Origin of the sequence: uncultured Clostridium sp. (genome assembly GCF_963527835.1) — a bacterium.
In the GTDB taxonomy this organism is placed as follows: Bacteria; Bacillota; Clostridia; order Clostridiales; family Clostridiaceae; genus Clostridium.
Map to the genome: position 1 here is coordinate 15,601 of NZ_CAURTC010000001.1, position 13,421 is coordinate 29,021.

Below are 13,421 nucleotides of genomic sequence, written 5' to 3' on the forward strand. Positions count from 1 at the left end.
CACTATTCTTCATCAGCTTCTAATTCATTGTCTATATTATCTATATCACTATTAGTTCCATTAATCAGCGTATCTTGTGCTTGATTTAATAAAGCAGTCTCTTCTAATATTTCATCAAACGCTTTTTCATCATCCTCTTCATCCGAAAACTCTTTAATATAAGATTTTCTACTTCTAACATTGCTATCTACTTCATCCATTGCAAGCTTTTTCTTTTCGCCTAAATCATTAGGAATAGGATAGTTTTGTTTTATGAGCTTAGTATATTTCAAATTAATCCATGCTTTATTAAATATACCTGGATAACATACAGAACCTACTTCTATAATAAAATTTATTAAAGATAATAAAGGCTTTTCCCAATCATTAAACTTCTCTTCCATTCTAGCAATTAAGTCATTGTACAAGTAAATCATAGCTTTTGATGATGGTATGTTATTTAAATCACTTATCTTAGGCATATCTAAAGTTTCTTTCATGTCGCTATCTGCTCTATCTAAAAAAGAATTTATTGCTTCACTATTGCCTATATTATATTCTTGTCTTTGAATAGTAGCTTGTTTTCCTCCTGCTAGTGCTTCATCAGATGTTCTTATAGCATGTAATGCTCCTGGTGCAACATTTAATTTATTTACATCCTCTTCTTTTCCATCTACTATAGTTTCAGTACCAAACATTTGAAACCTTAAAGCATCATCAAAATCTGAATTTCTTTTATTGTATTGATTTTGCGGATCTCTTAAGTCAGTTATATCACTTTCACCAAAGGTATTATTCAATTCCCCGCCGTTTCTTATAAGCCAACAGGGAATAATAGAAAATCCTGTGTCATACTCAACTGTTTCTATTAAATCTGTATTCTTATAAATTTCTTTTCTGTACCAAGCTTGAAGTGCCTTAGTATTTTCATCAACTTTATAATAATAAGTATGAAGATAATAAATCTTGTCCTTATCCTCTTCTCTATAAACATTCATTTCATCTTCTTCAAAGAAGATAGCTTTCAGTAACTTTCCATTCTTCTCTTTATAAAAGAAATTCTCTATACTCTCATATTTGATTGTAATAGGTTGTCCTGGATTAGCTTCTGCTCTTAGAAGTGCTCTTTTCTTTATAGTTGCTTCTAAGAAAGCTTTTCTAGTATTATTCCAAAAGCTATTATATTCAAATACATCCTCTATAAACTTCCTTAACTCTTCACACTTCTCTTTATCCTTCAAATCATCAGCTTTAAATATAAGTGTAGGTTTCTTGCCAAACATCCAACGTGCTTGTTTCTTAAGCAATGGCTTGACTTTATTTCTAATATCTTGTGTAGGTTCATAATCAACATTATCATCTATTGGCCAGTTTTGACCGTATAAAGCTGGATTTTGTTTTGCTTTATTTAAATCTATAGATTTACCCTTGTAAAAATAATAATCAACAAAAACTCTTTTTCTTTCTGCTATTTCATTGTCAGGCAGCTTTAATAATGTATCTCTTATATTCTTTGCTTGTTGTTCCATTAAAATACTGTTCCTCCTCTTCCATATGGATCAGTAGTTGCATTTTTTGCAACAACTCCTTTTCCTTTTTCATATACTGAATCGTCATATTTGTGTTCTTTAAGATTAGATACCTCATATCCATCTAATGCATACCAAATAGCACTAAATGTATGTGGATCTATACTGAATTCATCCTCAATTATTTCTCCATCTTTATCAACTGCATACGTTAAATCTTCTAATTCATCAATAACATCTGTGCAATCTTCAGAACAAATTATCTTTTTGAATCTCTTTACTTTCTTAGTATTTTGTAATCTACTTCCTGGTGGTTTTGGAACACCTCTCATGTTGAAACCTTCTTGCCTATAATATTTAATAGTCTTAGGTTCTGCACTATCTGCTCTTATTAACTCTTGAGTACCTTTAAACTCTTCTATTTCAACTGATGTTCTATCATCTGTCATGTGGTTTTTATAATATTGCCAATAAATATACAATATTTTATTATCATCATCTATTGCTAATCTAATTAATGCATTGTAGGATTTTTCAAATCCAAAGTCCATTCCAACTCTAGATATTAGTTTCTTAGTACTATGCATCATATTTAAAACCTCAAAGTGTTGTTTCTTTTCAAACTGCGGTAATACTTTTAATCCATTAACACCAAACTGACCTTTTCTTGCAATTCTCCACAAATCTTCATCATGAGATTTTAAATCATCAAGCTGCAATATATAAGATTTGGGCAAAAAATAATTATCATCTGCTAATGAGTGATGATAATATGTGTTATTCTTTATAATTATTCTTTTTTTGTATAGTTCCTTATCATCCAACGCAAAGAGTTTCCTCTTTTTATCTATAAAGAAATACTTATAGCACCAGTTGCTTTTTGATACTGGATTAGTAGTTAATATCATGTGTAACTTTAATGTTGGATGTCTTAATCTTCCTAATAATTCCTTAAATCCTTCATATTTAACCTCTGAACATTCTTCAATCCATACAATAGAAACATTGTTTATTGATTTCAACTTAGCTGGTTTATCCATACCTTTAAATATTATCTTGCTACCATTAGGAAACCTTATCTGCATTGGTGAAGTCTTACATTGAATAACATCATCAAGTTCCATTTCAGTTATAATTTCTTCTAACAACGAATAACATGAATCTCTCATAGTGTCATATACTTCTCTAACTACTAATGCTGTTCTTTTCTCTTCTAATAGCTTAAGAATAATTTTAAATGCAGTATTATATGATTTGCTTGATCCATAACCACCAACAAGAAAGTAAAATTTATAATCCCAATTAAATATATAATCTTCAAAGTGTGGATTAATCTCTCTTTCAATGTCCATGCTTAATCACGCTCTTTTCTTTTGATTACTATATTTATTTGTTCATCCTTATCTTTGCCCTTTATCTTTTCCGTTTCAGCTTGTAGCTTAACATTTTGTAGCTTCTTATTCTCAATATCAAGTTGAATCTTTTCTTCATCAGATAATAGGTTACAATGTTTAGTTAAAAAGTCTAATGCCTTCATCTTATCTGCTAATTTGAATTTAATACCATCCTTGCCCTCAGATACTTCACCTATTAATGCTGTATCTACTAGAGTACTTTCTTTTAAATCTAAATAATTATATTCTTTGATTTTTTGTTCTCCTGTGTTTGGATCCATAACTGGTATATCTTTTCCATCCTTATCTTTAGTCCATGCTGGTCTGTATTTCTTACCAAACTTAACATAGTCACCTATATCTGCGAAAGCTATATCAATGTATTTTTGTATAACACCTCTTTTTAATGCTTCTTTATTTAGGTTAATTTCTGTTAGTTTATCTATTTGTTCTTTTATCTTAGTGTTTCTTAGTAGATTACTTCCATTAACCATTGCAGTCTCATAAGTACATTTATAAACTTTTTGGTATGCCTTAGTAGCATTAAAACACTTAGAGTATATAACGCAAAAGAGCCTTTGCTTATCGTTAAGTTCTTCATTCTCCATGACTTCTTTAACTTCTGCAATAGGCTCTTTATAATCATTACTTTTATTCTGCTTTTTGTTACATTTCTTTTTTGTAACGTTTCGCTTTTTATTTTGTAACGTTTCATTATTTTTATCATCCCAATTATATCTATTCTTCCATACTCTTATAGTACTTTCAGCTGTTTCTAATTTTTTAGATATATCTATAAGCTTGTAACCTTTTTTATAAAGTTCATGTGCTTCTTCTATCTTTGGATTCTTTTCTCTAGCCATATCTCATTATCACCACCTCGCTCTGCCCATATTATTACTTTCATATAATATAAACTGTTGCTAAATAAAAATAAGCTAAACATTCAACTACTATACTTAAAATAGCTGATGCAAAGCTTATTAATTTATTATTATTGTTTTTTATTTTCTTAGCACACTCAATTATATTTAATATATGTGTTATTGCTACTCCTATAACAAGTAGTGTCATTACATACAATTTATAACCTTCTTTCCTTTTTAGATTTATATATTTCCCTCTTAATTATCCTATTACGTTCTTTATAAGTTTCACACTTACTTTTCATTTCTTTTGCTGTTTTATATTTCTTACAGCCAAAACAGCATTCCATACATGGATTTTCTAATGGAGCTATCATTTTATCTTCTCCTCTCACTATTTTCCATACATTCTCTTATTCCTTTATATTGATCTAATGTTACTCTTTCTTCTTCACAACTTTTATATCTATCACATCCTGGATTATCTTTCTTACATAAACATCTTAGTTCTTTTCCTTTCCATCTTGTGTAGCATTTTACGTTCATCTTTCTCACCTCTTTCTGTTTCATTGAATAAAAAAAGAACCCTATTTCTAGAGCTCTTAACTTATAATTTTATTTTTACTAATTTAAATCAATCTGATTGTTATTTGAATAATTCTTTAAATACATTTTTCATCACATCAGCAACAATACTATTTCCTGCCATTTTATACATTTGGGTGTCTGATCTGTCTTTTCCATTATAAAATTTATCTTCTAATCCCTTTCTTACATTCCAATAATCCTTGTCTGTAAATCCTGTTGCCCTCCATGTTTCTAATGGTGTTAGCTTTCTAACTCTACATTGAACTATTTTAGGTATACTATCACTTCCAGTAACTATAGTAGGAGAACATCCTTCTGTTGAAAATACTCTTTGGTTCATTTGTAGCATATTAGGATTGTTTATTTTACCTACTCTAACTAAACCAAATTTAGAAGGTTCTTTAAAATCTACTATCTTTCTATTTATATTTGATATGAATTTTTTAATATAACTATTATCTTTACAGTAATACTTTTCATCTATATTAGATTTTTCAGTTATATCATTTAATATTTTTACTTCATTTAGTGGTTCTGGAAATTTAAATGTCTTATTATCAATGTCCTTTCTAATAGATACTATAAAAACTCTTTCTCTACTTTGTGGGCTTCCATAATCTTTACTATTAAGTACTTTCCAATATGAGTTATATCCTAACTCGTCTAACTCTTTTAACATATTATTGAAATCATCAATGAACATCTTACTTACTAAATTTTTAACATTTTCAGCTACAGCATATTTAGGCTTTTTATCTGCTATAATTCTTAATGCTTCATATAAAAGACCTGATCTTGTTTGTCCAGCAATTATTCCTCTTTTTTTACCGGCCAAAGAAATATCTTGGCATGGAAAACCATATGTCATTAAATCAAACTCTCCTATATTATTTGTATCAACTTTAGATATATCACCTAAATTCATTTCTTCTTTAACATCATGTAATAAACTATAAGCATAGCTTGCAAATTTATCTATTTCACAATAATTTACTAACTCATAATTTATATCTAAATTTTCTAATGCTTTTTCAAATGCTCCTATTCCACTAAATAAACTTAATATTTTTATCATTATTGTTCTCCTTCATATTTATTTTTGATTAATCATTTGTAAATTAAAAGATACCTATACATTTATAGGTATCTTTCTAATATAAAAGGGTATTGAGAATTTATGAGAGGTTATATAATAATAACCAAAGGTATCTTATAAATAAGGGGTCACGCTTTACTGGATACCTCTTACTTATTATTATATCTCTTTTACGTTTATGTTTACTGTCAACTTTCTTTCAACTTCTTATCATTAAATTAACTTTGCTATTGTTTTTATAACTTGTCTATATTCATCTTGTTTTAATGTCTCGTCTTTTAAATTTTCATTTTCCTCTTTTAATGTTTTTATCATTGCTGCTTGGTGCCTTGAAAAACGTTTTGCATCATTTAATTGTTTTTCTAATTCATCACAGTTAGCAGCTAATCCTCTTATATGGTTTTCTTTATCTTCTAAAATCTCTTTTTGATTTTTTTCAACGTCTGATAATATATCTTTTATAAAATTTTCTATATTACTTTCATCAATAAAAATTTTTCTATCATCAGTTTTCCACGCTCTTATAATTGAATCTATATTACTTTTATTCAATTTTATTCCTCCTATCTACATTTCCAGTTGTTGCATTTTACACAACAACTGGATTAATTTAAGTCTTATATATCTAAATCCAATGCATAAATCGGGCCACATTTAATACTAGTTCACTTCTTCTCCTACTTGCTGTAGCATCACTATAATTAAGTTTCATAGCTATTTGTGGAATAGATAATTTATCTTGATATTTATATTTTAAAAATAACTGAAGCTCATTTGTTAACATTCCTATATTTTGTTCGATTCTGTTATTCTGTAATCTTATCCTTCTTACTTTTCCCTTTAGCTTGTTTAATCTTCTTATATAATAAGATAGCTCCTTCTCTAATTTATCAATAGCATCCATTATCGCTTTTTCTGCATAGCTTGTACCAGCGCTTGATGTTTGAACTCTTTCACTTATGCCTATTCCACTTTGGTGATAATCTATATTTACGTTAGTTGTTGCTATATTTTCTTTGGTTTCCCTTATATTTTTTTCTAACTGTTCAATTTCAGATTTCATATTTCTCATTTCAATCTTATCTGAATAATATCCCTCTAATGTTTCTTCTACTTTTTTATATACATCTTTAGAAATGTATATATTTTCTTCTTTTCCCATAGGCTAGACCTCCTAATATCCCTTTGAATTTAAATCATTTTTTCCTTTTACAAATACCGTTCTACTACTTGTATAAATCCACTCAACTATATCTAACATATGTTTAATTCTATCTTTAAGTGGAACATCTTTAGGTATCCCACGCTTTTCACTTGTTCTTATTTCATAGAAGATATAGCTCCATCTTTCGTATGCCATTAATGCTTCTTGATGAAGTCTGAATGCTTCTGCATAATCATTATCATTTAGCATTTTAAACCTAGATAAAATATCACTATATACTTTTAGATCTTCTTCTTGTATGAATTTACAATTTAACTCATTCATACAATCCCTCCTTCTTTGAATTACTAAGGCATGTCTACTTGCAATTAAGTTTGTACCGTGCCTTGTAATTCTGTTTTTATTTGCAAGTTTGTTTTATATAAATGTCATGATAAGTAACTGCAACTGCATATGCTGCCCAAATATCAGCTTTAAATCCATAGAAGAATCCTGGTTCTTTTTTAGTACCTTTTCCATAATTCTTTTGTCCCTTTGCAAATCTATCTACTAAAGCTTGTTTAATTGTTGCATCATTTGCTTTCATGCTTTGACATAAATTTAATTTTTCATCTTTTCGATAGATGTATTTTATATCTTCTTCTGTACATCCTAATCTAATTAGTTCTTGCTTAAATCTACCTATCCATACGCAAGTTTCAAATACTTCTACACCTACTGGCATTCCATAAGAAGCTATCATTTCAATAGCAATATTTATATTTTCATTTCTTTTCTCATATTCTGACATGATACAATCATTAATAATGTGTATTAAATCATAATTACTAACTTTTCCTTTGTCCCATATTTCTAAATTTTCACCTACAATTACATATCCACTTTCTATATTTCCTGGATCTATTGCTAATATCACTTTCTCACCTTCTTACATAGCTATTTGATTATTTACTAATGTTATTTCATCTTTAAGAACAAATGGTACTTCATATTTATCTACTATTTCCTTGGCTATCTCCAATTGACTCCTTTTTATTGCTTTATAGCTATTAACTTCAAACTGTCTTTTTATCTCTCTTTGTATATCTCCAAATACTCTAGCTCTTAATGATTTATCATAATAAGCTTTCCTGTTATATCCTCCCAAACATTTAACCGCCTTCTTTTTAACTGCTTTTTGAAGTTCTTCGCAGTCTATATTGAATAATGGCATATTATCTTTTAGGTCCTTTACTTCATTTTCTAGCCTTTGTTGCTTTCCATCTATCATAAAAATGGCTTGTAATTCCTTAGATATTTTAGGAAGTTGATATGATCCTGTTTTTCTTACAGAAGGAATAACTTCTGTTGCTAACCACTTTTGGAAATCTTGTGCTGCTTTATTATTTGCTTTCATTCCCAACATATAGAATAAACTTTCTGGAATATAATCATCTTTCGCAACATCTTGCGAAAATCCAAATTCCTTAATATACCCGTTGATTGTTCTCCATCTTGGATATATCTTCCCAGCTTTTTCTTCATACCATCCAAATCCTATTGCAGTATCCTCAGCATTAATTGAAATACTTCCATCACCATTTTGAATTGTTCTAACTTTTAACTTTAAATTTTCATTATTAAATATTTGTATATTACTCATTTATTTTTCTCCCTCCTATTATCAATTAATTATCATATGATAATACAAAACTAGTATCGTAGAATTTTTATACTCTCATATTTAGTTTTTTTACTTTTCTATATAGCTCATAACATTTTTAATTATCATATTCACACTTCCATCACCGTTAGGAACTATATCGAATTTATCCTGGTCATTATAGGCTGCGTTTGATATATATATATATATTTCTCTGTCTATATTAAGTCTTACTTTTTTAACTTTCTTCTCAACATAAGTCTTGTCTACTCCAAATTCTTCTTCACAACTTCCAGCCATATACACTTTAAAATTGTCTGCGGCTCCTGGTTCTTTTAATACTTCTTTTGCAACTTCTTCTATATTTATAATGTCCTCTTCTATAACTTTATTTTTAAAAGAATCTCTTATTTTTTGTTGATCCTCTGCACTTTGCACATTTTTTCTTATCCAAGTCTCAGAATTATTTATAAAATTCTTTGTATTATCTCTTTCATTAGTTATAAGTGTTGAGTACAGATAATCTGCTAATAAATAATTAATTCCTAACTCTGTATCTTCCTTTGTCCTCTTTTTCTTGTCTAGTACATAAAGATTAAATAAATCATCTTCTCTAAAAGGTTTTATAAAAGCAGCTTTTTCAATTTTTTGACCACTTCCAGGAAGTCCTGCTGTTTGTTGTACTATTCCTACCCCTATTTTTTCATCTATAAATTGAATTTCATGAGTAAAATTCTTTACATAGTCAAGTTTTAAAATTCCAATCATAGGCCCTTGATCTGTAATTATGGAAACTATTATTAAATCACATGAATCTATGCTTTCATCCATTTGCATAATCGCAAACATTTGCTTTGCTAAACTTTTAGATAATCCTATAAAATCATCATCTATTCCATTTAGATAATCTTTTATAGTTTCCTTTACTAAGCTAGTACCTGAATTAAATTTTGCATATTTAAGTTCATCATCTTTAAGACACTTCTCTATATGCTTTAATAGAAACTTATACACTTCCTCATTTAGTTCTAAAGTAAATTCATTTAAAACTGGTTCTGCTGCATTTCTATCTAATACATGAATTACAGCTTGATTTATATTAATGTCATTTATATATTCCATTGTTTTTCCTCCTAAAAGTTAATTAAACTACTAATCTTCTATATTCATTTTTAAGATTCTCCTGACTCAATTGGGCATAAATTTGAGTTGTAGTTGGAGTAGTATGTCCCAATATGCCTTGTACTCCTTCAATTCTCATTCCTTGATTTAGCAATCGTGTTGCTTGAGTCCTTCTAAATTTATGTGCATGAACTCTTTCTGTTACTCCTTAACGTTCTTTAATCTTTTTTATTGTTTTTTGAAGGGATCTAACCCCTAAAGTTCGATTATGAAATTTTTCACTTATAAATAATGAATTATTATCATCATCTCTATCTTGCAAATATTTTTCTAATGCTAATTTAGCTCTAGTTGAAAAATATACAATTCTCTGCTTATTGCCTTTTCCAGTAACTTTTATAGATTTTTCATGCCAATTGATATCTTGTAATTTAATGTTTTGTATTTCACTTATTCTACAGGCTGTACTATCTAGCAATTCAAACAGTGCCTTTTCTCTTTCTGTTCTGCAAGCTTCTCTTAATTTCTCTAAGTTCTCAGCTTTGTATCCTTCAAGAATAACTTTAGGAACTTTAGCTTGTTTTAATTTAAAAGCAGGGTTTTTTATTATATATTCCTCATTTTGCAACCATCCAAAGAAGTTTTTTAAACAAGTTATATATCCATTAACAGTACTAGGTTGCTTTCCTTTGCCCAATAGAGCTAAGAACATTCTCAAGTCCATTGTTGAAATCGTGCTGCATGGTTTAGTAAAATATTGATCTAACTTATTAAGAAACAATCTGTAATTATATAATGTTTTACTACTTAAACCTTCCAATCTTTTGCAAGCAAGATATAATTGAGCCTTTTCCTCTATATCGCTACAAACTAAATCTGTACACTTAGTTTGTACTTCATAGTTATACAAAGTCTCATCTATAGTTTTCTTAACTTCTAGTTGTAAATCCAATTTATGCTCTAAAAAAGGTAATAACAATGTTAATTTTCCCACTAGCTTTATGCTTACTTCTTCGTTCAGATTGCTCATTCTTTCTTCCTCCCTGCTTAAATTATCTTTAGATTTTAAAACATACTACATTGGCCTTCTATCTCTTTTCTCTTAGCTTTACTTTCACCTATCCACCATCTATAAATTTCTTCTCCAGTTTTCCATTCAGTTTCCATTCCTTTATTTTTTCTATATTCAAGCATATGATTAAATGCCCTTATATAAAGCCTTTTATAATTAGGATATAAAGCTAATTCTTTTCTTTGGTTACTACTTAAAGGACATCCAATACAACCTATTCTGTTAAATCCTTGGTCATATAATTTACAATAAGGAATATTATTTTGAATAATATAGCTCCAAACTTCTATCTCTGACCAATCTACTATAGGTCTAACCATTATTTTACCTTTGTAAAAATTAACCATTTGTTGTTCTCTTCTGTTTTTACTTTCTTCCCATCTAACTCCTGTAAAAACTGTATCTCCTTTTTCTCCTGTTCTTTCTTTTAGTTCATCACAACAATATCTAGCAACTCGTGTAGGCGGCAATGCTCTATTAGCTAATAAGCTCCACATAGTTTTTTGTTTCCCTTTTAATGGTCCACTTTTCCACTCATTATATTTTTTAAATTTTACTAATGGATAACCATTTTTCTCTGCCCAAATGTTAAACTCTCTAATAAAATAAATTAATTCTGGTGGATCCACACTTGTTGGTGAATATATTGGAATAAATTTAATTCCACTTCTTACAGCTAACATGTAAATTGCTATGCTGTCTTTTCCGCCACTAAATGCTAATATTGATGTTCTGTTAGGATCTCTATTTTGAAATTCTTTAAATCGCATTATTGATTTAGCTTCTAATGTAGTTGTGCACACCAAAGGCTGATAATCAACTCTAGTTCTTACACCTAAAATTGATATATTGCTTTTTACCAATCCAATCACCCTATAAACTAAATTGCCTAGTCTATAAGGAAATGGTTATTTAGGCTTGCTTACTTATAGTAAGGAGTTCCTATCCATAAAGGAGAGTGCATTTTACGCTTTAACTCATATCTTTTTTCACAATTATAAAGTGGCTAACTTAATAATTACTATGCAACCTGGGTTACCAGGATTTGATTGAATTGAATTATAATTCTAAACATCTATAATTTTAGAATTATTTTTGTTCTCAACTATTCCTAGAATTTTTACATTAGTCATAGTTCTTTGCTTATTTGCCCAAACATTGAAGTTCCATTCTGCAACTGATTTATCAGTAGCAGATATTTTTCTTTGTTGTTCTCTGTAATATCCTTTTTTAGTTTCATAACTAAAGGTTATTACAAATTCCCCTATATAAATTTTATTAGGAATTCTTTTTATCTCTTCCATATTCATACTTCCTTTTGTGAAATTGATTATTTATTGAGAATAGATACTTAAGACAATAGTGTAGTAAGCATCTACTCCCTATTCATTTGTTATATTGCTTTATTCATATTTTTCTTCTGAAATTTCCACTGCCATAAATTTATCAATATCAAAATATCTTCCTGTTGTAATAAATGGTGGCTTAATTCCTATATAATTAAATCTTCTAATCTCACATAAACTAATAATGTCATCAATAACATACATACTTGATTTATTTTCTTTCAAATACTTGCTGAAATCATCATAATTAACTAAAATATAATCTTTGTTATATTCATTTTTCTTATTAACTTTAGACATGATCACAACATATTCGTTACTTGCAAAGTCTACCTTTACTACTTTTCCAATAAAATCAACCATTTCTTTAACTCTCCTTTTCTACATCTGTTCTTAGTATATTGTAGCTTATTCTATTCTCTCTATTTCACATGATGTAGTAACACAATCAACTTTTTTACCAATTATATATTGAAGTACATCTTCAATATCATCTATTAATACACTTTTAATAAATGAACTTCTTAATGGTAGTTCTGATACTGTTATTGGAAATGGTATATCTAATCCCAATTTATTTGATGTTTTTACAATAACCTCTACACGTTGCCTATCTTTACAAATAATATATTTCCATTCCTTATTTGAACGTTTCACTAATTCAGTAGTTTTCCCCGTTCCCCTATTTGCTCTTATTATCTTCATTTTACTTCAACCTTCCTTTACACCTACTTAGTATTGCGTATTACTTGTACAACAAAAAATACCGCAAATTCATTTTTGAATAATGCGGTATCTAAAACTTTATTATTTATTTAACTGTAATCCATTTTCGAACTAATTGTGTCTGTTCAAATATATCTTCTCTATATAAATCAGATTTTTTAGGAATAACTTCAATTCCTGCTCTTTTACAATATGTTTTAATTGTTTTTACATAATATTCTTCTGCTCTTGGATCAACAACTATTTCCTCTATAAAGTCTTTTGCGTTTAAATTAAGTTCTAGGTGGTTTTCTCCATACTTTACTTCTTTCTCTAACATATTTGGAGCATTTAAAGTTATTAATCGTACTTCTTGCTCATGTTCAAACTCATCTCGCTTAATTAACCCTTCCCTAAAAATCGGATTAACCGAACCACGTTCATTACAATAATTCAAACCATCAATTAATTTTTTATAATAAAAAATTTTATCAACTGCATAATGTTTAGGTCCTTCTAACAATTCAAACTTCTTTATAGTAGTTCCAATCTTGATACCATCCTTAGAAGTAGAATATATCCTCCACATTGCATCTGATTCTTTTTTACTTGTCCAACACTGAGCAAATAAGTCAATTCCTGAAGAATATCCTGCTTTAGATATTTTACTATCATCAAGTTGCGTTGGTAATTTTATTGTTGGTGCTTCCCATGTATCATCCCATGATGATATTCTAGTCAAATAAGTTTTGTTATTTTCAATAAAATGCATGAATTGTTTTAAGCTCATATACCTGTAAACTTTCATTTCAGGATCTAAATTCTGCCCTATTGTAAATCTATCAGGAATCATGAATCCCCCTCCTCATTTCCAGTTATAACAATATATTACCATAGTTTATTACACCGCACTATTC

18 protein-coding genes and 1 pseudogene are annotated in these 13,421 nt (G+C 28.6%); all 19 read right to left on the minus strand.

What is annotated here, in order from left to right; all coding sequences use genetic code 11:
* Positions 1-2 precede the first annotated feature (2 nt).
* The 19 genes and pseudogenes from RYM86_RS00115 to RYM86_RS00205 all read right to left on the minus strand — a co-directional run bounded on the left by RYM86_RS00115 (position 3) and on the right by RYM86_RS00205 (position 13,357).
* On the minus strand, positions 3-1,508 hold the full coding sequence (locus RYM86_RS00115) for a phage portal protein (protein ID WP_315076222.1): 1,506 nt from the start codon (positions 1,506-1,508) through the stop codon (positions 3-5).
* Positions 1,508-2,860, minus strand: a complete 1,353-nt coding sequence (locus RYM86_RS00120) for a PBSX family phage terminase large subunit (protein ID WP_315076224.1) — start codon at positions 2,858-2,860, stop codon at positions 1,508-1,510. Before RYM86_RS00120 ends, RYM86_RS00115 begins: the two co-directional genes overlap by 1 nt.
* Before the next feature lie 2 nt (positions 2,861-2,862).
* Positions 2,863-3,765, minus strand: a complete 903-nt coding sequence (locus RYM86_RS00125; protein ID WP_315076226.1) for a terminase small subunit — start codon at positions 3,763-3,765, stop codon at positions 2,863-2,865.
* Between the two features lie 40 nt (positions 3,766-3,805).
* A complete protein-coding gene (locus RYM86_RS00130; RefSeq protein WP_315076227.1) occupies positions 3,806-3,976 on the minus strand; it encodes a hypothetical protein in 171 nt (56 codons plus the stop codon).
* Positions 3,977-3,986: 10 nt separating this feature from the next.
* Complete coding sequence (locus RYM86_RS00135; protein ID WP_315076228.1) at positions 3,987-4,145, minus strand: hypothetical protein; 159 nt, start codon at positions 4,143-4,145, stop codon at positions 3,987-3,989.
* Position 4,146: 1 nt separating this feature from the next.
* Positions 4,147-4,314, minus strand: a complete 168-nt coding sequence (locus RYM86_RS00140) for a hypothetical protein (protein ID WP_315076230.1) — start codon at positions 4,312-4,314, stop codon at positions 4,147-4,149.
* 100 nt (positions 4,315-4,414) lie between these two features.
* A complete protein-coding gene (locus tag RYM86_RS00145; RefSeq protein ID WP_315076232.1) occupies positions 4,415-5,431 on the minus strand; it encodes a DNA cytosine methyltransferase in 1,017 nt (338 codons plus the stop codon).
* A 234-nt stretch (positions 5,432-5,665) separates the two neighbouring features.
* Positions 5,666-6,004, minus strand: a complete 339-nt coding sequence (locus RYM86_RS00150; RefSeq protein ID WP_315076234.1) for a hypothetical protein — start codon at positions 6,002-6,004, stop codon at positions 5,666-5,668.
* A gap of 73 nt (positions 6,005-6,077) precedes the next feature.
* On the minus strand, positions 6,078-6,614 hold the full coding sequence (locus RYM86_RS00155; RefSeq protein ID WP_315076236.1) for a sigma-70 family RNA polymerase sigma factor: 537 nt from the start codon (positions 6,612-6,614) through the stop codon (positions 6,078-6,080).
* Between the two features lie 12 nt (positions 6,615-6,626).
* Complete coding sequence (locus tag RYM86_RS00160; protein ID WP_315076237.1) at positions 6,627-6,941, minus strand: hypothetical protein; 315 nt, start codon at positions 6,939-6,941, stop codon at positions 6,627-6,629.
* Between the two features lie 76 nt (positions 6,942-7,017).
* The gene (locus RYM86_RS00165) at positions 7,018-7,533 is read right to left on the minus strand and encodes a hypothetical protein (protein WP_315076239.1); all 516 of its coding nucleotides are present in this window, start codon (positions 7,531-7,533) and stop codon (positions 7,018-7,020) included.
* Between the two features lie 12 nt (positions 7,534-7,545).
* Positions 7,546-8,259, minus strand: coding sequence for an ORF6C domain-containing protein (locus RYM86_RS00170; protein WP_315076240.1), 714 nt, complete (start codon positions 8,257-8,259; stop codon positions 7,546-7,548).
* Positions 8,260-8,349: 90 nt separating this feature from the next.
* Positions 8,350-9,381: a nucleoid-associated protein gene (locus tag RYM86_RS00175; RefSeq protein WP_315076241.1), complete on the minus strand. Its 1,032-nt coding sequence runs from the start codon at positions 9,379-9,381 to the stop codon at positions 8,350-8,352.
* A gap of 22 nt (positions 9,382-9,403) precedes the next feature.
* A pseudogene (locus RYM86_RS00180) lies at positions 9,404-10,411 on the minus strand (tyrosine-type recombinase/integrase).
* A 35-nt stretch (positions 10,412-10,446) separates the two neighbouring features.
* Positions 10,447-11,316 (minus strand): phosphoadenosine phosphosulfate reductase family protein, encoded by an 870-nt coding sequence (locus RYM86_RS00185; protein ID WP_315076243.1) that lies wholly within the window; start codon positions 11,314-11,316, stop codon positions 10,447-10,449.
* A gap of 204 nt (positions 11,317-11,520) precedes the next feature.
* Positions 11,521-11,757, minus strand: coding sequence for a hypothetical protein (locus RYM86_RS00190; RefSeq protein ID WP_315076245.1), 237 nt, complete (start codon positions 11,755-11,757; stop codon positions 11,521-11,523).
* A gap of 99 nt (positions 11,758-11,856) precedes the next feature.
* Positions 11,857-12,162, minus strand: a complete 306-nt coding sequence (locus tag RYM86_RS00195; protein ID WP_315076248.1) for a hypothetical protein — start codon at positions 12,160-12,162, stop codon at positions 11,857-11,859.
* 45 nt (positions 12,163-12,207) lie between these two features.
* The gene (locus RYM86_RS00200) at positions 12,208-12,504 is read right to left on the minus strand and encodes a hypothetical protein (RefSeq protein ID WP_315076251.1); all 297 of its coding nucleotides are present in this window, start codon (positions 12,502-12,504) and stop codon (positions 12,208-12,210) included.
* Between the two features lie 106 nt (positions 12,505-12,610).
* On the minus strand, positions 12,611-13,357 hold the full coding sequence (locus tag RYM86_RS00205; RefSeq protein WP_315076253.1) for a hypothetical protein: 747 nt from the start codon (positions 13,355-13,357) through the stop codon (positions 12,611-12,613).
* Positions 13,358-13,421 lie beyond the last annotated feature (64 nt).

Coding starts and splice junctions, on each gene's coding strand:
- RYM86_RS00160 (WP_315076237.1), bottom strand. CDS start 6,941: ATGAATGAGTTAAATTGTAAATTCATACAAGAAGAAGATCTAAAAGTA.
- RYM86_RS00130 (WP_315076227.1), bottom strand. CDS start 3,976: ATGACACTACTTGTTATAGGAGTAGCAATAACACATATATTAAATATA.
- RYM86_RS00170 (WP_315076240.1), bottom strand. CDS start 8,259: ATGAGTAATATACAAATATTTAATAATGAAAATTTAAAGTTAAAAGTT.
- RYM86_RS00145 (WP_315076232.1), bottom strand. CDS start 5,431: ATGATAAAAATATTAAGTTTATTTAGTGGAATAGGAGCATTTGAAAAA.
- RYM86_RS00195 (WP_315076248.1), bottom strand. CDS start 12,162: ATGGTTGATTTTATTGGAAAAGTAGTAAAGGTAGACTTTGCAAGTAAC.
- RYM86_RS00125 (WP_315076226.1), bottom strand. CDS start 3,765: ATGGCTAGAGAAAAGAATCCAAAGATAGAAGAAGCACATGAACTTTAT.
- RYM86_RS00155 (WP_315076236.1), bottom strand. CDS start 6,614: ATGGGAAAAGAAGAAAATATATACATTTCTAAAGATGTATATAAAAAA.
- RYM86_RS00205 (WP_315076253.1), bottom strand. CDS start 13,357: ATGATTCCTGATAGATTTACAATAGGGCAGAATTTAGATCCTGAAATG.
- RYM86_RS00120 (WP_315076224.1), bottom strand. CDS start 2,860: ATGGACATTGAAAGAGAGATTAATCCACACTTTGAAGATTATATATTT.
- RYM86_RS00140 (WP_315076230.1), bottom strand. CDS start 4,314: ATGAACGTAAAATGCTACACAAGATGGAAAGGAAAAGAACTAAGATGT.
- RYM86_RS00135 (WP_315076228.1), bottom strand. CDS start 4,145: ATGATAGCTCCATTAGAAAATCCATGTATGGAATGCTGTTTTGGCTGT.
- RYM86_RS00200 (WP_315076251.1), bottom strand. CDS start 12,504: ATGAAGATAATAAGAGCAAATAGGGGAACGGGGAAAACTACTGAATTA.
- RYM86_RS00175 (WP_315076241.1), bottom strand. CDS start 9,381: ATGGAATATATAAATGACATTAATATAAATCAAGCTGTAATTCATGTA.
- RYM86_RS00115 (WP_315076222.1), bottom strand. CDS start 1,508: ATGGAACAACAAGCAAAGAATATAAGAGATACATTATTAAAGCTGCCT.
- RYM86_RS00190 (WP_315076245.1), bottom strand. CDS start 11,757: ATGGAAGAGATAAAAAGAATTCCTAATAAAATTTATATAGGGGAATTT.